We start from the raw sequence: 21,291 nt of genomic DNA on the forward strand, positions 1-21,291 counted from the left end.
CGGTCAGCCCCGCCGACGTGCCGGCCGACGCCGTCACCTCCGTCCCGGAGCAGCGGGTGATGTCCGGTCAGCCCCGCCGACGTGCCGGCCGACGCCGTCACCTCCGTCCCGGAGCAGCGGGTGATGTCCCACCTCCGTGCCCTCCAGCGCATCGCCGACCGCAACGGCGGCAACCGCGCGCACGGCACGAAGGGGTACGCGGCCTCGGTGGCGTACGTGCGAAGGGCCCTGGACCGGGCCGGTTTCCGTACGGCGCTGGTGCCCTTCGTCCACGACGGCGTCCCCGGTCACAACCTGGTCGCCGACTGGCCCGGCGGGGACCCGGACCACGTACTGCTGACCGGCGCCCACCTCGACAGCGTCGCGGAGGGCCCGGGGATCAACGACAACGGCTCGGGTTCGGCCGCGGTCCTGGCCGCCGCCCTCCAGGTGGCCGAATCGGGGCTGAGGCCCCGGCGGCACCTCCGGTTCGCCTGGTGGGGCGCCGAGGAGCCGGGGCTGATCGGCTCGGCGGACTACGTGCGGAAGCTCTCCGCCACCGAGCGCCGCAGGATCGACGTCTACCTCAACTTCGACCAGACGGGCAGCAGGAACACCGACAAATGGCTCGTGGTCCATGACGACGAGCACGGCGAGACCGAGGCCCGGCAGGCGTTCGAGGAGTGGTTCGCCGCGCGGGGCGTCCCCACCTTCGAGATCGGGGTCGGCGGCTCGGACCACGAGTCGTTCGGCAACGCGGGCATCCCGTCGTCCGGCTTCAGCACCGGCATCTCCGACTGCATCCACGAGGCGTGCGACGACCTCGCCAACGTGGATCCGGGCACGGAGAAGACCAGCACCGACGCCCTCGTGGGCGTGCTGTGGAAACTCGCCGCCACCACTCCCCGGAACTGATCTCCCCCGAATCCCGCAGGAGCAGGACATGCGCAGACCGCCGAACCGGCACCCCAAGGCCGCCGCCCTCGTGGCCGCGGTCATGAGCGGTGTCGTACTGACCACGCTCCCCGCCTCGGCCGCCCCCGGCGGGCCGGGCGTCGGCGACCCCTACTTCCCCGACGACGGCAACCCTGGCTACGACGTGTCCCACTACGACGTCAGGATCGCCTACGACCCGGCGCGCCCCGACCGCCTGGACGGCGTCACCACCGTCACCGCACGCGCCCTGGACGGCCTGGACCGCTTCGGCCTGGACCTCAAGGGGTTCACCGTGGCGTCGGTCGAGGTGAACGGCACCCCGGTGAAGTCCTTCTCCCGGTCCGGCGCCCACGAGCTGGTCGTCACCCCGGCCCGCCCGGTCGCGAAGGGCTCGACGTTCGCGGTGCGGGTGGCGTACGCGGGCAGGCCCGACCCGGAGGGCTGGCACACCTTGCGCGACGGCGGCGCGTACGTCGCCGGAGAACCGCACTCGGCGACCTCCTGGTACCCGGCCAACGATCACCCGTCCGACAAGGCCACCTTCTCGCTCACCGCGACCGTGCCCGAGGGCTGGACGGCCGTCGGCAACGGCCTGCCGGGGCCGGTCACCACGAGCAACGGCGAGAAGACCTTCCGCTGGTCCGAGGACCGGCCGATGGCGACGTACCTGAGCACGGTCGCCGTCGACCGGTTCACCGTCCACCGCGGGCGGACGGCCGCCGGGACACCGGTGATCACCGCGTACAGCCCGGACGCCGTCATCGACCCGGCGGCGGAGGCCGAGCAGACGGACATCCTGGACTTCCTGGCCGCGAAGTTCGGCCCGTACCCCTTCTCGTCGGCGGGCGCCGTCGTCGTCGGCGCCACGAAGGAACCCACCGACGCTCCCGTCGCCCTGGAGACGCAGACCCGCCCCACGTACGGCGGCGGCATGCTCTTCGACGCCTCGGTGGTCCACGAGAACGCCCACCAGTGGTTCGGCGACAGCGTCTCGTTCAAGGACTGGCGGGACGGCTGCGTCGCGGAGTGCTTCGCCCAGTACGCCGGGCAGTTGTGGGAGGAGCACAAGGGCGCCGACCTCGACGAGGACTACTACCGGTCCGAGGTCGAGGCGAGCGCGGACGACCCGTCGTTCTGGTCCGTCCGGCTCTACGACCCGGGGCCGGGAAGGGAGTTGGACGCCGCGCTGTACTTCAAGGGTTCACTGATGCTGCACGCCCTGCGGCGCACGGTGGGCGACGGGGCGTTCTTCGGGACGCTCAGGGCCTGGACCCGCGTCCACGCCCACGGCAACGCCTCGTTCCGGCAGTTCGAGGCACTGGCCGCGAAGGTCTCGGGCAAGGACCTCAGGGGCTTCTTCGCGGCATGGGTGGACGGCACGGTCGTCCCGCCGCGGAAGTACCTCTACCCCGGCTCCCTGGGCGCGCCGGGCCGGTGAACGGGCGGGGCGCGGGGGGCAAGGCCCCCGCGCCCCGCTGCTCGCGCGTCCTCAGCCCCCGTTCACCAGTTGTTCGAGGGCGATGTTGAGCCGGAGGACATTGACCCTCGGCTCCCCGACGAAGCCGAGGATCCGGCCGTCGGTGTGCTGCTCGACGAGCTTCTCCACCCGTTCGACGGGCAGGTGGTTGCGCTCGGCCACCCGGCGCACCTGGAGCCGTGCGTACTGCGGGGAGATGTCCGGGTCGAGGCCGGAGCCCGAGGAGGTGACGGCGTCGGCCGGCACGTCGGCGGGGCTGACCGGGTGGCCGGGTACGGAGTTGTCCTTGACGACGGCGGCCTTGGCGGCGGTGACCCAGTCGATGAGTTCCTCGCTGTCGCCGGAGCGGTTGGTCGCGCCGGAGAGGATCAGTTCGTACCGGGTGTTGACACTGTTGGTGCCCAGGCCGTTGGAGGGGCGCGGCTGGAACCACTTGAGGTCGGGGGCCGCGGTCTCCTGTCCCTTCTTCAGCGGCAGGTCGTAACGCTGGCCGATGAGTTCGGAGCCGACGACCTTGCCGTTCGCGGTGATCTCGGAGCCGTTGGCCCTGTCGGGGAAGACGCCCTGGGCGACGCCCGTCACGGCGAGCGGGTAGAGCACGCCGCAGACGACGGTGAGGACGAGCAGGGCGCGCAGCCCGGCCCACAGCAACCGGGCGGTGTTCGCTACGGAGTTGTTCATGGCGGTCAGCCGATTCCTCAGTTCAGTTCAGCCCGGGTACGAGCGAGATGACCATGTCGATGATCTTGATCCCGATGAACGGGGCGACCAGGCCGCCGAGTCCGTAGATCCCCAGGTTGCGCCGGAGCATCGAGTCGGCGCCGCTGGGCCGGTAGCGCACGCCCTTCAGGGCGAGCGGCACCAGGGCGACGATGATCAGCGCGTTGAAGATCACCGCCGAGAGGATCGCGGACTGGGGCGAGGACAGCTGCATGATGTTGAGCTTGTCCAGGCCCGGGTACACCACGGCGAACATCGCGGGGATGATCGCGAAGTACTTCGCGACGTCGTTGGCGATGGAGAAGGTCGTCAGCGCGCCCCGGGTGATGAGCAGTTGCTTGCCGATCTCGACGATCTCGATCAGCTTGGTGGGGTTGGAGTCCAGGTCCACCATGTTCCCGGCCTCCTTGGCGGCCGAGGTACCGGTGTTCATGGCCACCCCGACGTCCGCCTGGGCGAGGGCGGGGGCGTCGTTGGTGCCGTCGCCGGTCATGGCGACGAGCTTGCCGCCCGCCTGTTCGCGCTTGATGAGGGCCATCTTGTCCTCGGGCGTGGCCTCGGCGAGGAAGTCGTCGACGCCGGCCTCCTCGGCGATGGCCTTGGCGGTCAGCGGGTTGTCGCCCGTGATCATGACCGTCCTGATGCCCATCCGGCGCAGCTCGGCGAATCGTTCCCGCATGCCCTCCTTGACGACGTCCTTGAGGTGGATGACGCCGAGGACCCGGGCGCCGTGCCCGTCATCCACGGCCACCGGCAGCGGTGTGCCGCCCGCCGAGGAGATCGCGTCGGTGAGCGCCCGGACCTCCCGCGCGACGGTGCCGCCGCGTTCCTCGACCCAGGCGACGACCGAGCCGGTCGCCCCCTTGCGGACCTTGCGTCCGGCCACGTCGACACCCGACATCCGGGTCTGGGCGGTGAAGGCCACCCACTCGGCGCCGGACAGCTCGCCCCGGTGGCGTTCGCGCAGCCCGTACTTCTCCTTGGCGAGCACGACGATCGAACGGCCCTCCGGCGTCTCGTCGGCGAGCGACGACAGCTGGGCGGCGTCGGCCAGTTCGGCCGCGGTCGTGCCCTTCACGGGTACGAACTCGGCGGCCTGCCGGTTGCCGAGGGTGATGGTGCCGGTCTTGTCGAGCAGCAGCGTCGACACGTCCCCGGCGGCCTCGACGGCACGCCCCGACATCGCGAGGACGTTGCGCTGGACGAGGCGGTCCATGCCGGCGATGCCGATGGCGGAGAGCAGCGCGCCGATGGTGGTCGGGATCAGGCAGACCAGCAGCGCGGTCAGCACGATCATCGACTGTTCCCGCCCGGCGTACACCGCGAAGGGCTGGAGGGTGACGACGGCGAGCAGAAAGACGACGGTGAGGGAGGCGAGAAGGATGTTCAGCGCGATCTCGTTGGGCGTCTTCTGCCGGGCGGCGCCCTCGACCAGGGCGATCATCCGGTCGATGAAGGTCTCGCCGGGCCTGGTGGTGACCTTGACGACGATGCGGTCGGAGAGCACCTTCGTGCCCCCGGTGACGGCGCTGCGGTCACCGCCGGACTCCCGGATGACCGGGGCGGACTCGCCGGTGATCGCGGACTCGTCCACGCTCGCGACGCCTTCGACGACGTCTCCGTCGCCCGGGATGATGTCACCGGCCTCGCAGACCACCAGGTCACCGACGCGCAGCTCGGTGCCGGGCACCTGCTCCTCGTTCCCACCGGTCAGCCGCCGTGCGACGGTGTCGGTCCTGGCCCTGCGCAGCGTGTCGGCCTGCGCCTTGCCGCGTCCCTCGGCGACCGCCTCCGCCAGGTTGGCGAAGATCGTGGTCAGCCACAGCCAGGCCGCGATCGCCCAGCCGAACCACTCCCCCGGTTCCAGGCACGCCAGCACGGTCGTGAACACCGAGCCGACCAGCACCACGAACATCACCGGGGACTTGACCATCACCCGGGGGTCGAGCTTGCGCACGGCGTCGGGCAGGGACCGGACCAGCTGCGCGGGGTCGAACAGACCCGCGCCGACACGTCCTTCGCCCCGCCGCTCCGCGGGCGCGTCCCGGTGCGGTGCCCGGGTGGGGGTGACAGTGGACATCGAGTCCTCTTGCTCCGTACGAGTGGTCATGACGCCAGCCCTTCGGCCAGCGGCCCCAGTGCCAGGGCCGGGAAGTAGGTCAGCCCGGCGATGATCAGGATCGTGCCGGCCAGCAGTCCGCTGAACAGCGGTTTGTGCGTGCCCAGGGTTCCCACGGTCGCCGGTACGGGCTTCTGCTCGGCGAGCGAGCCGGCCAGCGCCAGGATGAACACCATCGGCAGGAACCGGCCGAGCAGCATCGCGAGACCGATCGTGGTGTTGAACCACTGCGTGTCCGCGTTCAGCCCGGCGAACGCGGAACCGTTGTTGTTCGCGCCCGAGGTGTAGGCGTAGAGCACCTCGGAGAACCCGTGCGCGCCGGAGTTCAGCATCGAGTGGGGCGGAGTGGGCAGCGCCATCGCCGCGGCGGTGAAGCAGAGCACCAGCGCCGGGGTGATCAGGATGTAGCAGGCGGCGAGCTTGATCTCGCGGGTGCCGATCTTCTTGCCGAGGTACTCGGGCGTGCGGCCGACCATCAGTCCGGCGATGAACACGGCGATGACCGCCATGACCAGCATCCCGTAGAGGCCGGAGCCGACCCCGCCGGGCGCGATCTCGCCCAGCTGCATCCCGAGCATGGTGATGCCGCCGCCGAGGCCGGTGTACGAGGAGTGGAAGGAGTTCACCGCGCCGGTGGAGGTGAGCGTGGTGGCCACGGCGAAGATCGACGAGCCGGCGATCCCGAACCGGGTCTCCTTGCCCTCCATCGCCCCGCCCGCGATGTCGAACGCGGGGCCGTGGTGGGCGTATTCGGTCCACATCATCAGGGCGATGAAGCCCAGCCAGATGGTGGCCATGGTGCCGAGGATCGCGTAGCCCTGCTTGAGCGAGCCGACCATCCGGCCGAAGGTGCGGGTCAGCGCGAAGGGGATGACCAGGATCAGGAAGATCTCGAAGAGGTTGGACAGGCCGTTGGGGTTCTCGAACGGGTGGGACGAGTTGGCGTTGAAGTAGCCGCCACCGTTCGTGCCCAGTTCCTTGATGACCTCCTGGGAGGCCACCGCGCCGCCGTTCCACTGCTGGGAACCGCCGGTGAACTGTCCGACCTCATGGATGCCGGAGAAGTTCTGGATCACGCCGCAGGCGACGAGCACCAGGGCGCCGACCACGGCGATCGGCAGCAGGATCCGCACGGTGCCGCGCACCAGGTCGGCCCAGAAGTTGCCGAGTTCACCGGTGCGGGACCCGGCGAAGCCCCGTACCAGGGCCACCGCGACGGCTATGCCGACGGCGGCCGAGACGAAGTTCTGCACGGCCAGGCCACCGGTCTGCACGACGTGGCCCATGGCCTGTTCGCCGTAGTACGACTGCCAGTTGGTGTTCGCGACGAAGGACGCCGCCGTGTTGAACGCCTGGTCCGGGTCGATCGAGACGAAGCCGAGCGAGCCGGGCAGGCTGCCCTGGAGCCGCTGGAGCAGGTACAGGAAGAGGACGCTCACCGCGGAGAAGGCGAGCACACCCCTCAGATACGCGGGCCAGCGCATCCGGGTGTTCGGGTCGACGCCGACGGCCCGGTAGATCCACTTCTCGACGCGGAGGTGCTTCTCCGAGGAGTAGACGCGGGCCATGTGGTCGCCGAGCGGGCGGTACACCAGTCCCAGCGCCACGACGAGCGCGAGGACCTGGAGCACACCGGCGAGGACGGGGCTCATATCGTGCTCAGAACCTCTCCGGGTACAGAAGGGCGAGGACGAGGTAGCCCAGCAGGGCGGCGGCCACGACGAGGCCGACGACGTTTTCGACGGTCACAGCCTGGCCACCCCCTTGGCGACCAGAGCCACCAGCGCGAACACCGCGATCGTGGTGACGACGAAGGCCACATCGGCCATCGTGTGCTCCTAGATGAGGTACGGATTTCTCGGACCTCTTGAGCAAACCTCCCCCCGCAGCCCCCCTGGCCTGCGTTGATGGCTTCCTTACGGGGAACGGCGGGCCTTTGACGGCGCTCATACGTGGCCGATACGCGCCCCATACGCGCGCCCTCCGCGCGCCGCCGGACTCCGCTCCCGGACGCGAAACGGCCGGTGGGCCGCACCCCCTCGGAAGGGGATGCGGCCCACCGGCCGAAGCCGTGCCGGGCGGCTGCCCGGCGCTGCTCAGCGCACCTCGGTGATCTCGGGGCCGCGCTGGAGCCGGCCCATGTCACCGGAGAACCTGGAGCTCTCCTGGTCCTCCTGCTGGACGCCCTCGGGCACCATCTGGGCGTCGTTGGGCAGCTTGAGGACGATCGGGTCGCGCGGCGCCATCGGGCCCTCGCCGCGGACGACCACGGTGTCCCGGAAGATCGTCTCCAGCAGCCCGGCGGCCTCCGGCTGGACGGCGCCCTGGCCGGAGATCACTCCGCGCAGGAACCAGCGGGGTCCGTCGACACCGACGAACCGCACCAGCTGCACGCCGTTCGTGCCGTCCGGGAGCTGTACGGGCACCTGGGCACGCAGCTCCCAGCCCAGCGGACCCTCGACCTCGTCGATGATCCCGCCCTGCTGGGTGATGCCGGTGGCGATCTCCTCGCGGACCTCGCCCCAGATGCCCTCCTTCTTGGGGGCGGCGAAGGCCTGCAGCTGGATGGCGCTGTCGCGCAGCACCACGGTCGCGGCGACGATCGCGTCACCGGCCACCTCGACGCGCAGCTCCATGCCCTCGACGCCGGGCACGAAGACGCCGCCCAGGTCGACCCGGCCCTCGCCGGGCTGGGAGACCTCGGAGACGTCCCACGGCCCGTCCGGCCGCGGTGCCGGCGGGAGATTCACCCGCCGCGGGCCGCTGTCGGCCCCGTCCGCGTCATCGAGCTCGTCGACGACCTGCTCGGCCTCGCGCGCTTCGCCCGCCACGTCCTCGGCGGAACCACTCTTCTTGCGACGTCCGAACACGTCACTGTCCTTCCCGGTCGGGTACGACCGAAGCGTAGCTGTTCCCGCCCTGGGTGATCCCGTCCCTGACACCACCGACATCACCGGAAGCATGTCCTCCGGTGGATCCGAAGCCTCCGTCGCCGCGAGCCGAGCCGGGAAGCTCCGCCACCTCGTGGAAGCGCACCTTCTCGACCTGCTGGACAACCAGTTGGGCAATCCGGTCGAACCGGTCGAACCGCACGGGCTCACGCGGGTCGAGATTGATGACGATCACCCTGATCTCTCCACGGTACCCGGCATCAACCGTCCCCGGGGCATTCACCAGGGCGACTCCGCAGCGGGCCGCGAGGCCGGAGCGCGGGTGCACGAACGCGGCGTACCCGTCGGGCAGCGCGATCGCCACTCCGGTGGGCAGCACCGCCCGCTCGCCCGGAGCGAGTTCGACGGCCTCGGTGGTCACCAGATCGACTCCGGCGTCGCCCGGGTGCCCGTAGGCCGGAATCGGCACTTCCGGGTCGATCCGGCGGATCAGTACGTCCACGGGGTGGCGCATCAGGGGTTCACCTCGAACGCACGGGCGCGCTTGACCTGGTCGGGGTCGGCCATCGCGGCCCGGATCTCCGCCGGACGGCCGTTCTCGATGAAGTGGTCGACCTTGACCTCGATGAAGAGGGCCTCGGCCCGGACCGCCACGGGCCCGTCCGGGCCGCCGATCCGGCCGGTCGCCCGCGAGTAGATCTTCCGGCCGTGCACCGCGACGACCTCGGCGTCGAGGTGCAGCACGGTGTCCACCGGCACCGGGCGCACGAAGTCGGTCTCCAGCCGTCCGGTCACGGCGATCACCCGGAGCAGCCAGTTCAGCGAGCCGAGCGTCTCGTCCAGCGCGGTGGCCAGGATGCCGCCGTGCGCCAGTCCCGGGGCGCCCTGGTGGGCGGCCTGCACGGTGAACTCGGCGGTGACGCGGACGCCGTCGCCGACCCGCGTCTGGAGGTGCAGCCCGTGCGGCTGCMCCTCCCCACAACCGAAACAGTGTTCGTAGTGCGCGCCGAGGAGTTCGCCCGGGGCCGGGGCTTCGGGGTGCCGGACCGGTTTCACCGCGTCGGCCGGGGGCTTCAGGGCCTCAGATGTTCCACTCACAGGCGCAGACCTTACCCGCGCGGCTACCCGCGGGTCGCACCGTGCCAAGCTTGGGTTCATGCAGCCTTCCCCGCCGCCTTTCGACGAACGACTGACCGCGCCCCGCTCCTGGTGGCTCATCGCCTTCCTGGTCGGCATCGCCTGCGCCCTGATGCTGCTGCCGCTGGGAACCGTGCCGCTGCTGGCCGGTCTGGTGGGCGGCACGGCCCTGGCGGCGGTCGCGGTCAGCTCCTACGGCTCGGCCAGGGTCCGGGTGGTGGGGGGCGCCCTGGTGGCGGGCAACGCGCGGATCCCGGTGACGGCGCTCGGCGAGGCCGAGGTGCTGGAGGGGGAGGAGGCGCGCGCGTGGCGCTCGTACAGGGCGGACACCCGCGCGTTCATGCTGCTGCGCAGCTACATCCCGACGGCGGTCCGGATCGAGGTCACCGACCCGCAGGACCCGACTCCGTACGTCTATCTGTCCACCCGTGAGCCGCAGGCCCTGGTGGCGGCGCTCACGGCCGTACGGGCGTAGCCACCGGGCGGAACCCGCCGGGCCCTTCCGGGGCCCGGTCGCGGCCGTCGCACGCCCTTCCCGGCGCCTCCGGACCGCCCCCGTGGGCCCTCAGGCCTCCAGCTCGCCCCGGATCACCTCGTGCGGGTCCTTCGGCTGTTCCAGTGGGGGCAGCGCCGGCAGCCGGTCCCAGGGGACCTGGCGCTCGCGCAGGTCCTTCCTGACCCGTTCGGCGAGCTTCCTGGTGTCGCGCCGGTTCATCATCGCGCCGACGGCGGCGCCGATCATGAAGGGCATCAGGTTGGGCAGGTCGCGCACCATGCGTTTCATGATCTGCTGGCGCAGCTCGCGCTTCATCTGGCCGCCCAGCGCCGCGTTCACCGTCATGGGGCGGCTGACGTCGATGCCGCGCTCCTCCGTCCAGGAGGTGAGGTAGGCGCCGGAACGCTGGACGAGCCCGCCCGGCGGGCGCAGCCCGTAGACCTCGTGCAGCTCGGCGACGAGCTTCATCTCTATCGCGGCCACCCCGGTGATCTCCGCCGTCAGCTCGGCGAGCATGACGGGCGGTACGGGCATCATGGCCGCCGCTCCGATGCCTGCGCCGACGGCGGCGGTGCCCTTGCTCGCGCCCGCGATGAGTTTGTCCGCGAGCTCCTCCGGCCCCAGGCCGGGGAACTGCCTGCGCAGGGTGGCGAGATCGCGCACGGGGACGCGGGGAGCGGTCTCGATGATCAGGTCGGCGATATGGCCGATCACCGCCCTGGCGCTCTCCCCGCTCCTGCGCACGCCCCGTTTCACCGAATTCAGACGGCCCGCCCCGGTCACGGGCTCCGTCCTGCCGGTCCGTTCGACCCCTCCGGCCGGGTCGGCTCCTTCGGTCGCCGTGACCGCCGGGGCCGCTTCGAGCGAGGCCGGTCGGCCCCGCCCGTCGTCCCACCCGTCCGGGGAGTGCGGCAGGGCGGACCGCTCGGCGGGCGCTGTCGCGCCCTCTGCCGGGCCTGTGCCGCCCTGATGCGTCTCCGACGACCTCTTGCGCCGCAAGCGTCGCTTCCGGAAGGGTGTGTCGCCTACCACGGTCGGCGCGACCTAGTCGCAGTCGCGGCAGATCGGCTGGCCGTTCTTCTCGCGCGCGAGCTGGCTCCTGTGGTGCACGAGGAAGCAGCTCATGCAGGTGAACTCGTCGGCCTGCTTGGGCAGGACCCGGACGGCGAGCTCCTCATTGGACAGGTCCGCGCCGGGCAGCTCCAGTCCTTCGGCCGCGTCGAACTCGTCGACGTCGACGGCGGACGCCGTCTTGTCGCTCCGGCGAGCCTTGAGCTCCTCCAGGCTGTCCTGATCGACGTCGTCGTCGGTCTTGCGTGGGGTGTCGTAATCCGTTGCCATGTCGCTCTCCCCCTCTGGGTGTCTGCGGTGTCTCAGCGCTCGTAACGCGTGAGAGGCCGGACTTGTGCCCGACCCGAGGCGGAGATTTTGCCTCACATCAAGGTCTGTTACTCAATCGACACCCAAAAGGACCGCTCGGGAGCGATCGGCTTGGGTGGCGATGGGGACCGTACACGGTCCCCGCGTCGTGCTCCACGGGCGCCACCCCGTGTACTTCCCGTGACCTCAAGCCTCGAAAACCCCGACTTTTACGGGTTTTCGGGCAAGGTTCCTGATCACGGAGCGTTGGCGGGCAGAAATTCGTTTCTGTGATCGATCACACACGGCACTCCCGGGAACGGGTCCCGAAAATTCCGCTCAAAGCGAACAAACTACTTCGCCCACGAATCGGTCCGACCTGCCGGTCAGACCGGCAGTGAGACACGCATCACAAGCCCCCCGCCCTCGCGGGGCTCCGCGATGATACGGCCGCCGTGGGCGCGCGCCACGGATCTCGCGATCGACAGGCCGAGGCCCACCCCCTTGTCGCTGCCCGTCCGCTCCGTACGCAGCCGTCTGAAGGGCTCGAAGAGGTTGTCGATCTCGTACGCGGGCACCACGGGACCCGTGTTCGAGACCGTCAGCAGGGCCTGCCCGCTCCGCAGCTCGGTGGTGACCTCCACCCAGCCGTCCTCGGGGACGTTGTAGCGCACGGCGTTCTGCACGAGGTTCAGCGCGATCCGCTCCAGCAGGACGCCGTTGCCCTGGACGACGGCCGGATCCCGCTCGCCGCGGATCTCCACCCCCCGGTCCTCGGCCTCGCCCCGCGTCTGGTCGATCGCGCGCGAGGCCACCTCGGCGAGGTCGACCGGCTTGCGCTCGACGATCTGGTTGTCGCTGCGGGCCAGCAGCAGCAACCCCTCCACGAGCTGCTCGCTGCGCTCGTTGGTGGCCAGCAGCGTCTTGCCCAGCTGTTTCAGCTCCGCTGGGGCCTGGGGGTCGGAGAGGTGGACCTCCAGCAGCGTGCGGTTGATCGCGAGCGGGGTGCGCAGCTCGTGCGAGGCGTTCCCGACGAACCGCTGCTGGGCCGTGAAGGCCCGCTCCAGCCGGTCGAGCATCTCGTCGAAGGTGTCGGCGAGCTCCTTCAGCTCGTCGTCCGGGCCGTCCAGCTCGATCCGGCGGGACAGATCGGTTCCGGCCACCTGGCGGGCGGTCCGGGTGATCCGGCCCAGCGGGGAGAGCACCCGGCCGGCCATGGCGTAGCCGAAGGCGAAGGCGATGACGCTGAGGCCGACCAGGGCCAGCAGCGAGCGGTTCAGGAGGGTGTCCAGCGCCTGCTGGCGCTGGTGGTTGACGCACGAGTTCATCGCCGCGTTGAAGGCCTCCGGGGACGCCTTCTCGGGCAGGTTGCAGACCTCGCTGGTCACCTGGCCGTTGACGATCTTGAACGGCAGCTCGCTGCCCACGTGCAGGGCCTGCGCGGCCAGCATGTAGATGATCGAGAGCAGCAGGATGCCCGCGATCAGGAACATGCCGCCGTAGAGCAGCGTGAGCCGTATCCGGATGGTCGGGCGCAGCCAGTAGGGCGGCTCCTGCGGTTTGGGCTCCCAGGTGGGCTTCGGGGGCGCCGTCGTCTCGGCCGAGCAGCTGCTGGAGAAGGCCTGGGACGAGAACACCGCCTTCGGGCCCGGGCGGGAACCCCGTTCCGCCCCTCCCGCCCGGCGGAGGGGACGGTGACCACCGGACAGTCGGCGTGATGAAGCAGGCCGTGAACCGTCGAGCCGAGGCGCATGCCCGTGTAACCGCCCCGCCCCGTGCGTCCGACGACGAGGGCGAGGGAGGACTGCGCGGCCAGGGCGAGCTGTTCGACCGGGTGTCCCCGGCAGACCTCCGCGACGATGTCCACGTCCGGATACCGCTCCGCCCAGCCGGCCAAGGACTCGGCGAGCAGACGCCGCCGCTCGGACAGCCCCTCCTCGGTGTCGTCGTGCGCGAGGACCGGGCGGGGCCAGACCCAGACCGCCCGCAGCCGTGCCTCGCGCAGACTCGCCTCCTCGACGGCGAACGCGACGGCCTCCCGGCTCGACCCGCTGCCGTCCACGCCGACGACGAGGGTCGGTGGATGCACCGCGGTGTGTTCCGGAGCACGGACCACGACGACGGGGCAGGGAGCACGCGCGGTGAGCGGGACGACCACCGAACCCTCGCCGAGCAGTTCGACGGCCCTGCCGAGACCGCGTGACCCCACGACGACCAGGTCGGCATCGGCCGCCCGGTCGAGCAGCACCGTGGCCGGCGTCCCGGCCGTGAGTTCCGCCGAGGTCCTCACGTCGCCGTGCAGTTCCCGTACGAGGTCCTCCGCGTTGGCGAGCGCCGACTCCGCCCGCAGCCGCAGGGCGCTCCCGTGGCCGACGGCGTCGTACCACAGCCGGTCGTGGACGGGGGGCAACGCGACCACGAGACACAGCCGCAGCCGTCTGCGGCCGGCCTCGGCAGCGGCCCAGGCGACGGCCGGTACGGCCAGTCCCTTCGGATCGACGCCGAACAGGAGGTCGTTCATGTCGTGCCGTCCCTGCTCACGAAGCCCGCCGGAACGATCTCCACGGGGCAGTGCGCGTGATGGAGGAGGGCATGGGCGACACGGCCGAGGGACCGTCCCACTCCCAGCGGGTGGCGGCCCCGGCCCATCACGAGCAGGTCGGTGTGGGCACTCGCCTCGATCAGGATTCCGGGGGTGCTCGTTCCGGTCTCCACATGATGCCCGACGATCAGGTCGGGATACCGCTCGCGGACACGGTCGGCGAGCGCCTTCATGTCATGCACCCGCCGCTGGGCGATCTCGTCGAGGTCGTCGAGCATGGTCGCGACGGTGCCGACGTGGGTGAGCACGTTCCATACGCTCACGATGCGCAGTGCCGCCTTGCGGGCGTCCGCCTCAGCGGCGGCCAGGAGCAGCCACCCCAGGTCGGCGGAGTCGTGCACGGCCGCGGTGACCGAACCCGACTCGGGGCGCTCCGCCTCCCCCCGTACGACGATCACGGGCACCTCGGCACGGGCGGCCACACCCAGTCCCACGGAACCGAGCAGGAGGGAGGAGAAGCCTCCGAGCCCTCTGCTGCCGACCACGATCGTTCCCCGGCCGCCGGCGGCGGCCAGGAGTCCGGCGACCGGCTCCCGGCGGCCGAGCTCCTTGGTGACGGTGAGGCCCGGGAGTCGCTCCCGGACGGCGTCCGCGGTCTCGACCAACAGGTCGTGGCCGGCTTCCCGCACCGCCTGGATCGTCTCCGCGTCGCTCCAGTAGGCACGCCGGTCGGTGTCGGCGGCGTGGACGATGTGCAGGGGCCGGGACCGCCGGTCCGCCTCCGCGGCGGCCCAGAGCGCGGCCGTCCGCGCGGAAGGGGACCCGTCGATCCCCACGACGACGGCGGCGAGCTCGGGCCGGGCGAGGTTCTCACTGCTCATGGTTCCTCCTTCGGTCCGCCCGGGGGTTCCCGAACGTCCCCGAGGACGACACTCCTCACACTCGCACCCCTGCGGGCCTCACCGGCATGGGCCGTTCGGCCCCGATCGAGACCTGCCCGGCCCTCTCTCCCCGGGAGGCGCGGTACGAGTCTGGAGCCGTGAACCGGCACGGTCGAGGAGGCAGTGATGACAGCCCAGGTCACCGTGGGTCTGGACGGATCGGACGAAAGCCTCGCCGCGGCTCGTTGGGGGGCGGGGGAAGCGGTGCTGCGCGAGGTTCCGCTCCGGCTGGTGCACGTGGAGGAATGGCCGAACACGCCCGAGGTGCCGCTTCCGTACGCCCGGACTCCCGCCGATCGGGCCGCGGAGCTGCTGCGGGACGAGTCGGACCGCGCGCGGAAGGGGCATCCCGACCTGGAAGTGTTCACCGTGCGAACGCGCGGACGGACGGCGCACGAGCTGACGGCCGCGGCGGACGAGTCCGATCTGATGGTGCTCGGGTCGCGGGGTCTCGGCGGGGTCCTCGGCTTCGTCGTCGGCTCGGTCTCCCTCTCGGTCGTCGGCGCGGCGCGGAAGCCGGTCGTCCTCGTGCGCGCGGAGGGGGCGGGGCGGCATGCGGAGCCGGCGGCCCCCCGCGACGGAATCGTGGTGGGCGTCGACATCCACCATCCGTGCGAATCCCTGCTGGCGTTCTCGTTCGCGGAGGCGGCCCGACGGCGGGTTCCCCTCCGGTTCCTGCACAGCTGGACGCTGCCCGCCTCCTACGGCCACGCGTCCGTCGTGGACCCGGGGATCGGCGAGGAGCTCGGGGCCGGCCTGCTCCGCGATCTCGACGGTCTGCTGGCGCCCTGGCGCGAGCGGTTCCCGGGTGTGGAGGCCACGGCCAGGGCGACCTCGGGTTCCGCCGCCCACCGGATGGTGCAGGCGTCACAGGACGCGGAGCTCGTGATCGTGGGTCGCCGGACTCCCGGGCTGCCCGTCGGGGCACGTCTCGGCCACGTGGCCCACGCGGTTGTCCACCACAGCCCCGCCCCGGTCGCGGTGGTTCCCCTGAGCGGGCCGACCGGGACGGGATGAACCGGGGGACGGATGTCAGGGCTCCCGCTCGTCGGGCCCTTCGGCGGTGCCGGGCGCGCCCGGCACCAGGATCCGCCGCCCCGTCACGCGGTGCGGCGAGAGCAGCACGGCCGTGTCCCGTCCGTCCCCGGCCCACGGCTGCGAGTGCGGGGCGTCCCGGAGGGCCCGTGCCTCGACGGGGTCGGACACCGTGCGCACCGGGCCGACGAGGAGCACGCTCCAGCCCTGGCGGAAAGCCTCGTCCAGGTGGTCCTCCTCGAAGGCGATCTCGGCACCGGCCGCCGCCGCGATCCCGAGCGCGGACGTGGACGTGGTGATGAAGAGCACCTTCCTGCCGAGGACCCGGTAGTTGACGGGGAAGACGTCCGGTCCGTCCGCCGCCTCGACGGCGACCCGGCCCACGCCGTGGTCGTCGAGCAGCGCCCAGCACTCCTCCTCGTCGACCGCCTCCAGCCTCGGCCGGCTCCCCGCCGGGCCTTCGCCCGGTGCGAGTTCGGCCGTGAGACCCGTCAGATCCTGGACCGTCGTCTCCAGGGCGTTCGCGAGCCGGACCAGGAACTCGATGCCGGGGGCGGGCAGCCGCTCCTCCACGTAGGCGATGTAGCCGGGGCTGGAACCGGACCGGACCGCCACCTCCTCCCGGGAGAGGCCGAGCTGTCGGCGCCTCGTCGCGACCCGGCGGCCGAGATCGCTCCGGTGGTGCTCGTCGGCGGCGTTCATCATGCTTCTCCCCCGACGGTCACCGCTCGGTTCTGCGGCACGACGGCGACGGGGCACGCGGCGTGGTGCAGGGCGCGGTGGGCCACCCTGCCGAGTTGCAGGCCGAGGGCACCGTCCCGGCGGCGTGCCCCGACGACCAGCAGGTCGGCGGCGGCGGAGCGTTCGGTCAGCACCCTGTGCGCGGGCCCCTCGACGGTGCTCCTCCGCAGACGGACCTCGGAGTGTTCCCGCGTGCCCGCGTCGAGGGCCCTGGCGAGCATCCCGGATGCCCTCTGCTCGAGGCCGGGACTCGTCTCACCGGTCGGGAGCAGGTGGTCGACCGGTTCGGGGGCGGGGCGCCGCCAGGCGCGGACGACGTCCAGCTCCGCCTGCCGCAGCGCCGCCTCGCGGAAGGCGAACCTGACGGCCGGCGAGTCCGTGTCGTGGTCGCCGATGCCCAGCAGGACCCGCTGATGACGGGCGTCCTGGGCGTGCTGGTCCCCCCGGACGACGACGACCGGGCAGGAGGCCCGGGCTGCGACAACGAGACCGACCGAGCCGAGCAGGAGGTCGCCCAGTTCGCTCCGTCCACGCGACCCGATGACCACGGCCATGGCTTCCCGCCCTTCCCTGAGCAGGGCGCCTGCCGCGTCCTCGGCGGCGACGTCCGTGCCGAGGGAGAGGCCGGGTGCCCGTTGCCGGGCTCGTTCCGCCGCCCCGCCGACGATGTTCTCGGCGAGGACCTGGGCCGAGGGACGGTCGGTGGTCCAGGCCGGTACCACTCCTTCGTACCGTTCCCACAACGAGGCGTGCACGATGCGCAGGGGACATCCGTGCCGCACGGCCTCGTCGACGGCCCAGTCCAGGGCCGCGAGACTGGCGTCGGAACCGTCGACGCCCACCACCAGGGGGGCTTCCATCGTTCCCACCGCCTTCCGGTCGCATGATGGCCTGCTGCCACGCTCGCACCGGCGGTGGGAACGGGGTAGGGCCGGTCGGTCCCGGGTACGGTCCGCCCGGTCCTGTGCCGTCCGGCGAGGACGGGCGTGGCAGGAGGAGATCCCCGTCCGCCTCTCCGGGGCCCGCCCCGCCCCCGGTCGGGGAGATCGTCCGGTCCGTTCGGCCTCGGAGGGGGCGCGGTACCCGTGCTGTCGGCCGGGGACGGCGTGGTGCCGGAGGCGGACGTTCTCCCCGAGGTGCCCGCCGTACGGGTCCGGGACGGGTCGTGGCACGTGCCGGGCATCTGCCAAGGTCCGTGCCGGGGAATCCGGCCCGTGCGGTGCCCGGGGCGGTGGACGCCTCGGCGGGGTTCACGGCGTCTGCGCGGAAGCCTTCGTTCCATTCGACGGGTAGTGGTGGACCCGGGCGTCGGGGCCGGGGAACACCAGGGTGACCCGGCCCGTGTCCGACCAGCGGACATCGTAGGGCGGAGTGCCGTCCATGTGGTGCAGCCCGATGATCTCGCCGTCCCGCCCCTCGTCCCCGACGGTGGCACCACCCACGATCAGCCGATCGCCCACCCGGGCCCACAGTCCGGCACGCGGTTCCACCGGGCCGTGTCGTCCCTCGGTCCCAGCCATGGCCTTCTCCCGATCGCCGCGGGTCGCCGGGCCGTCGCGTCCTCGGGCGGCCCGTGCTCCCGAACCCACCCTGCGCCCGGCCGACTTCCCCCCATAGGGGCCATCGGTCCCGGAAGGGGACCGTTCGGCACTGCCCGCCCGCTGCGTCGGCGCAGCAGGGTGGGACCTGCCGGGATCCCGCGCCCCCGTGAGGAGGGCCGTCATGCAGCATCGAACGGTTTTCGAAGTGATGACGCACGAAGTCGTCACCGCGGCTCCCTCGGCCTCGTTCAAGGAGATCGCCCGTCTCTTCGCCGGGAACGACGTCTCGGCGGTCCCGGTCGTGGACGAGAACCGGCGTCTGCTGGGCGTGGTCTCGGAGGCCGACCTGCTGCGGGCCACCGCCGGGCTCCCCGACCTGGAGGGCCGCTGGGCGGGCGTCCAGCTCCTGTCCCAGGAGCACGGGCCGCCCGACGCGGAGACGGCGGCCGAGCTGATGACCTCCCCGGCCGTCACGGCACAGCCCGGGTGGAATCTCGTCGAGACGGCCCGGACGATGCACCACAAGGGAGTGAAACGGCTTCCCGTGACCGACGAGACCGGTCGGCTCGTCGGGATCGTCAGCCGCAGCGATCTGCTGCGCCCGTTCCTCCGCAGCGACTCCGCGATCCGTGCCGAGATCGAGCACGACGTCCTGGCCGGCACCCTGGGGCTCGCCCCCGACACGCTCCGCGTCGCTGTCGCCGACGGGGTCGTGACCCTGACGGGCCGCGTCGACGAGCGCGCCGACATCCCCGTGATCGTGCGGCTGTGCCGTTCCGTCGATGGAGTCGTCGCCCTGCACGAGTGCCTCGACTACGCCTACGACAACCTCGCCCTCGACGTGGAGCCGCCGCGATGAGCGCCGTGCGGGTGGCCCCCGTCATGCCCGACTACGCCGAGGCCCGGGCCACGTTCTCCTGGCGGCGCGAGCGTTCCCGGCTCGCCGGACTGCCGGGCGGGGGCGTCAACACCGGGTACGAGGCCGTCGACCGGCATCTGCGCGAGGGACACGGTGAACGGGTCGCGCTGCGCTGCGTCGCCCGCGACGGGTCCGTACGGACCGTCACGTACACACGGCTGGCGCAGGACAGCTCCCGGTTCGCCCATGTCCTGGAGTCGCTCGGCGTCGGCCGCGGCGAGCGGGTGTTCACCCTGCTCGGCCGCTGCCACGAGCTGTATGCCGCCGTCCTCGGGACGCTGCGCGCCGGCCGCGTCCTGTGTCCCCTGTTCGCCGCCTTCGGCCCCGAGCCGGTCGCGCTGCGCATGGGACTGGGAGACGCACGGGTGCTGGTCACCACCCGGGAGCTGTACGAACACAAGGTGGCGCGGGCGCGCGGCGGCCGGCTCCGGGCTTCCGGGACCGCCGACCCGAGTCTCACCGTCACCAACCTCGGTGATCAGGGCGTCGAGACCGTTTTCGGTGTCGTCCATCCGCCACAGGTCGCGCTCGTCGGCCTCGGCCGGATCGTCGAACGGCCGGTGGCCGTGCGGGGACTGCTCGGGGTACGTCCCGTGCTGACGGCGACGTTGTCCGCCGATCATCGTGCCGCCGACGGTGCGACCGGCGCGCGCCCCCTGACCTCCCTGGACCGATTCCTGCAACGACCGGAGGAACTGTGAACCACGACCAGGCAGGTGCGTTCGTCCGGCGGGCCGTCCGGGATGTCGTTCCCGATGCCGACTTCACCGGGCTCGATCCCGACACGTCCCTGCGGGAAACATTCGAGATGGATTCGCTGGACTTCCTCGAATTCGCCGAGGCGCTCGCCGGACTCGGTGGCCGGGAACTCACCGAGGACGACCACGCGGCCCTCGACACCTGGAACGGCTGCGTCGCCCGCTTGCTGACCGCGGCGGAGACGCCCGCACGCGGAAGGAACGGATGATGCGTCACAGCAGGATCGCGGAGTTGATGACCCGCGACGTGGTGAGCGTCCATGGCGACGCCCCGTTCAAGGAGATCGCGCGGGTGCTTGCACGGCACCGGGTGACCGCGGTGCCCGTGGTGGGCGGTGACGGCCGGGTGCTCGGTGTGGTCTCCGAAGGGGACCTGCTGCGCAAGGCCGCCGACCGGGCCGCCACGCCGGGCGGTCCGCCCCCCGTACCGGGACTGGAGGCGTGGGAGCTGGCGAAGGCCGAGGGAACGCGCGCCGAGGAGCTGATGTCGGCTCCCGCCGTGTGCGCCCGCCCCGAGTGGACGGTGGCGGAGGCGGCCCGGCTGATGGAGGTCCAGGGCATCAAGCGCCTCGTCGTGGTCGACGACGAGGACCGGCTCGTGGGAATCGTCAGCCGCCGGGATCTGATGCGGATCTTTCTCCGTGAGGACGACGACATCCGCCGCGAGATCGTCGACGACGTGCTCGTCGGCGCCCTGCGCCTCGCCCCGGCCTCGCTCACCGTCGAGGTGAGCGGGGGCCGGGTCGAGCTCGGCGGGAAGTTGCCGTCCCGCGGCATGATCCCGGCCGTCGAGCGCATGTGCGCGACGGTCGACGGGGTGGTCTCGGTCTCCTCGGCCCGCCTTGCCCCGGACACCGATGACACGGACTGAACCCAGTGGCCGCGGAGGTTCGCCGGACCGGCCGGTCGGCCCGGCGAATCCCCTTCCCGATACGGATGCGGGCGTGTTCGCGGCGTCGGGGCGGCGCGCGGGCCTCGGCTTCGGTGGACGGCCGGACCTCGGACCGGCCTGCCCGGACAGCCCTCTTCGCTCACCGCGCCCAGGGAGCGGAAAGCAGATCGGCGACGCTGCGCCGGTCGCGAGTCCCCGGCAGTTCTCCGGCCGCCTTTCCCAGCGCGATCATGGAGATGATCGCCCATCCCGGATTCGGGCGCAGCTCTTCGGTGAGGCCCTCCAGGTCGAAGGCCCTGAACTGGTGGGAAGCCAGTCCCATCGCCTCGGCCTGGACGGTCATGTGGGCGATGGCCTGGCCGAGGTCGTAGTCCGCGAACTCGGAGTAGAGCAGCTCCGTGCCGTCCACGTGGCGGCGCGCCGACGTGACGACGAGCAGCCCGGCGTCCGTCGCCCACCGGGCCGAGCTGGGCGCGAGGTGGCGGACCACCCGCTCGTGCTCCGGCTCGCCCGGCCGGCTCGTGAAGAAGCCCCAGGGTTGGGAGTTCCCGGCGGACGGTGCCCACCGCGCGGCCTCCAGCAGCAGGCCCAGGCAGTGGTCGTCGACGGCGGCCGACGGGTCGAACCGGTAGGGGCTGAACCGTCCCGCCAGAAGAGGATGGATACTCCCGGGCAGCTCCGAATCATGTTGCATGACCCGGTACAACTGATCACCGTACAGGCATATTCCGGCCGGGCCCCGCTCCGAACGCACCGGGCAGGCAGCGTCCCCGGGGTGCCCGTTTCGACGGCGTGGCCCACGCGGTTC

Annotated in this window: 24 protein-coding genes; 8 read left to right on the plus strand and 16 right to left on the minus strand. The window is 71.8% G+C overall.

Features of this window, described 5'->3' with window-relative positions:
- The first annotated feature begins 81 nt into the window (after window positions 1-81).
- Both EAO76_RS21795 and EAO76_RS21800 read left to right on the plus strand, forming a co-directional pair.
- Window positions 82-894, plus strand: coding sequence for a M20/M25/M40 family metallo-hydrolase (locus EAO76_RS21795; protein WP_148837643.1), 813 nt, complete (start codon window positions 82-84; stop codon window positions 892-894).
- Between the two features lie 28 nt (window positions 895-922).
- Entirely contained in the window at window positions 923-2,353 is a 1,431-nt protein-coding gene (locus EAO76_RS21800; protein WP_148837644.1) for a M1 family metallopeptidase, read from the plus strand.
- 51 nt (window positions 2,354-2,404) lie between these two features.
- On the opposite strand, the gene EAO76_RS21805 is transcribed toward EAO76_RS21800, so the two are convergent.
- The 7 genes from EAO76_RS21805 to EAO76_RS21835 all read right to left on the minus strand — a co-directional run bounded on the left by EAO76_RS21805 (window position 2,405) and on the right by EAO76_RS21835 (window position 9,220).
- Window positions 2,405-3,073, minus strand: a complete 669-nt coding sequence (locus EAO76_RS21805; RefSeq protein WP_148837645.1) for a potassium-transporting ATPase subunit C — start codon at window positions 3,071-3,073, stop codon at window positions 2,405-2,407.
- 22 nt (window positions 3,074-3,095) lie between these two features.
- Window positions 3,096-5,222, minus strand: a complete 2,127-nt coding sequence (kdpB, locus tag EAO76_RS21810) for a potassium-transporting ATPase subunit KdpB (protein ID WP_148837646.1) — start codon at window positions 5,220-5,222, stop codon at window positions 3,096-3,098.
- Window positions 5,219-6,883, minus strand: a complete 1,665-nt coding sequence (gene kdpA / locus EAO76_RS21815; RefSeq protein WP_148837647.1) for a potassium-transporting ATPase subunit KdpA — start codon at window positions 6,881-6,883, stop codon at window positions 5,219-5,221. The genes kdpB and kdpA overlap by 4 nt, the downstream gene beginning before the upstream one ends.
- Before the next feature lie 7 nt (window positions 6,884-6,890).
- Entirely contained in the window at window positions 6,891-6,980 is a 90-nt protein-coding gene (gene kdpF / locus EAO76_RS21820; RefSeq protein ID WP_148837648.1) for a K(+)-transporting ATPase subunit F, read from the minus strand.
- 347 nt (window positions 6,981-7,327) lie between these two features.
- Window positions 7,328-8,101, minus strand: a complete 774-nt coding sequence (locus tag EAO76_RS21825; protein WP_148837649.1) for a DUF3710 domain-containing protein — start codon at window positions 8,099-8,101, stop codon at window positions 7,328-7,330.
- Window position 8,102: 1 nt separating this feature from the next.
- The gene (gene dut / locus EAO76_RS21830; protein WP_148837650.1) at window positions 8,103-8,636 is read right to left on the minus strand and encodes a dUTP diphosphatase; all 534 of its coding nucleotides are present in this window, start codon (window positions 8,634-8,636) and stop codon (window positions 8,103-8,105) included.
- A complete protein-coding gene (locus tag EAO76_RS21835) occupies window positions 8,636-9,220 on the minus strand; it encodes a PaaI family thioesterase (protein ID WP_148837651.1) in 585 nt (194 codons plus the stop codon). Before EAO76_RS21835 ends, dut begins: the two co-directional genes overlap by 1 nt.
- 58 nt (window positions 9,221-9,278) lie before the next feature.
- Here EAO76_RS21835 and EAO76_RS21840 point away from each other — a divergent pair, with 58 nt between their 5' ends.
- A complete protein-coding gene (locus EAO76_RS21840) occupies window positions 9,279-9,734 on the plus strand; it encodes a DUF3093 domain-containing protein (RefSeq protein ID WP_148837652.1) in 456 nt (151 codons plus the stop codon).
- A gap of 90 nt (window positions 9,735-9,824) precedes the next feature.
- Here EAO76_RS21840 and EAO76_RS21845 read toward each other — a convergent pair whose 3' ends face one another.
- The 5 genes from EAO76_RS21845 to EAO76_RS21865 all read right to left on the minus strand — a co-directional run bounded on the left by EAO76_RS21845 (window position 9,825) and on the right by EAO76_RS21865 (window position 14,537).
- Window positions 9,825-10,787, minus strand: coding sequence for a hypothetical protein (locus tag EAO76_RS21845; RefSeq protein WP_148837653.1), 963 nt, complete (start codon window positions 10,785-10,787; stop codon window positions 9,825-9,827).
- A 12-nt stretch (window positions 10,788-10,799) separates the two neighbouring features.
- Window positions 10,800-11,096: a DUF4193 domain-containing protein gene (locus EAO76_RS21850; protein WP_003965732.1), complete on the minus strand. Its 297-nt coding sequence runs from the start codon at window positions 11,094-11,096 to the stop codon at window positions 10,800-10,802.
- Window positions 11,097-11,500: 404 nt separating this feature from the next.
- A complete protein-coding gene (locus EAO76_RS21855; protein ID WP_262375651.1) occupies window positions 11,501-12,652 on the minus strand; it encodes an ATP-binding protein in 1,152 nt (383 codons plus the stop codon).
- Window positions 12,598-13,635 carry a universal stress protein gene (locus EAO76_RS46460; protein ID WP_262375645.1) on the minus strand — a complete coding sequence of 346 codons (1,038 nt, stop codon included), beginning with the start codon at window positions 13,633-13,635 and terminating at the stop codon, window positions 12,598-12,600. Before EAO76_RS46460 ends, EAO76_RS21855 begins: the two co-directional genes overlap by 55 nt.
- Complete coding sequence (locus tag EAO76_RS21865; RefSeq protein ID WP_148837655.1) at window positions 13,632-14,537, minus strand: universal stress protein; 906 nt, start codon at window positions 14,535-14,537, stop codon at window positions 13,632-13,634. Before EAO76_RS21865 ends, EAO76_RS46460 begins: the two co-directional genes overlap by 4 nt.
- Window positions 14,538-14,723: 186 nt before the next feature.
- On the opposite strand from EAO76_RS21865, the gene EAO76_RS21870 reads away from it, so the two are divergent.
- The gene (locus tag EAO76_RS21870) at window positions 14,724-15,614 is read left to right on the plus strand and encodes a universal stress protein (RefSeq protein ID WP_148837656.1); all 891 of its coding nucleotides are present in this window, start codon (window positions 14,724-14,726) and stop codon (window positions 15,612-15,614) included.
- Window positions 15,615-15,629: 15 nt separating this feature from the next.
- Here the strand turns inward: EAO76_RS21870 and EAO76_RS21875 are convergent, their stop codons facing one another.
- From EAO76_RS21875 to EAO76_RS21885, 3 genes are all read right to left on the minus strand, one after another.
- Window positions 15,630-16,337 (minus strand): pyridoxamine 5'-phosphate oxidase family protein, encoded by a 708-nt coding sequence (locus EAO76_RS21875; RefSeq protein WP_148837657.1) that lies wholly within the window; start codon window positions 16,335-16,337, stop codon window positions 15,630-15,632.
- Window positions 16,334-17,233, minus strand: a complete 900-nt coding sequence (locus tag EAO76_RS21880; RefSeq protein ID WP_148837658.1) for a universal stress protein — start codon at window positions 17,231-17,233, stop codon at window positions 16,334-16,336. The genes EAO76_RS21875 and EAO76_RS21880 overlap by 4 nt, the downstream gene beginning before the upstream one ends.
- A 390-nt stretch (window positions 17,234-17,623) precedes the next feature.
- A complete protein-coding gene (locus EAO76_RS21885) occupies window positions 17,624-17,893 on the minus strand; it encodes a DUF1918 domain-containing protein (RefSeq protein ID WP_148837659.1) in 270 nt (89 codons plus the stop codon).
- Window positions 17,894-18,095: 202 nt separating this feature from the next.
- Here EAO76_RS21885 and EAO76_RS21890 point away from each other — a divergent pair, with 202 nt between their 5' ends.
- From EAO76_RS21890 to EAO76_RS21905, 4 genes are read left to right on the plus strand one after another with little or no spacing between them, the layout of a single operon-like run.
- Window positions 18,096-18,773 (plus strand): CBS domain-containing protein, encoded by a 678-nt coding sequence (locus EAO76_RS21890; RefSeq protein WP_148837660.1) that lies wholly within the window; start codon window positions 18,096-18,098, stop codon window positions 18,771-18,773.
- On the plus strand, window positions 18,770-19,534 hold the full coding sequence (locus EAO76_RS46465) for a 2-oxo acid dehydrogenase subunit E2 (RefSeq protein ID WP_148837661.1): 765 nt from the start codon (window positions 18,770-18,772) through the stop codon (window positions 19,532-19,534). The genes EAO76_RS21890 and EAO76_RS46465 overlap by 4 nt, the downstream gene beginning before the upstream one ends.
- Window positions 19,531-19,800 carry a phosphopantetheine-binding protein gene (locus EAO76_RS21900; RefSeq protein ID WP_148837662.1) on the plus strand — a complete coding sequence of 90 codons (270 nt, stop codon included), beginning with the start codon at window positions 19,531-19,533 and terminating at the stop codon, window positions 19,798-19,800. The genes EAO76_RS46465 and EAO76_RS21900 overlap by 4 nt, the downstream gene beginning before the upstream one ends.
- Window positions 19,800-20,462 (plus strand): CBS domain-containing protein, encoded by a 663-nt coding sequence (locus EAO76_RS21905; protein WP_148837663.1) that lies wholly within the window; start codon window positions 19,800-19,802, stop codon window positions 20,460-20,462. Before EAO76_RS21900 ends, EAO76_RS21905 begins: the two co-directional genes overlap by 1 nt.
- Window positions 20,463-20,622: 160 nt before the next feature.
- Here the strand turns inward: EAO76_RS21905 and EAO76_RS21910 are convergent, their stop codons facing one another.
- Window positions 20,623-21,177: a nitroreductase family protein gene (locus EAO76_RS21910; protein ID WP_148837664.1), complete on the minus strand. Its 555-nt coding sequence runs from the start codon at window positions 21,175-21,177 to the stop codon at window positions 20,623-20,625.
- Window positions 21,178-21,291 lie beyond the last annotated feature (114 nt).

Source organism: Streptomyces sp. sk2.1 (assembly GCF_008120935.1).
Lineage (GTDB): Bacteria > Actinomycetota > Actinomycetes > Streptomycetales > Streptomycetaceae > Streptomyces.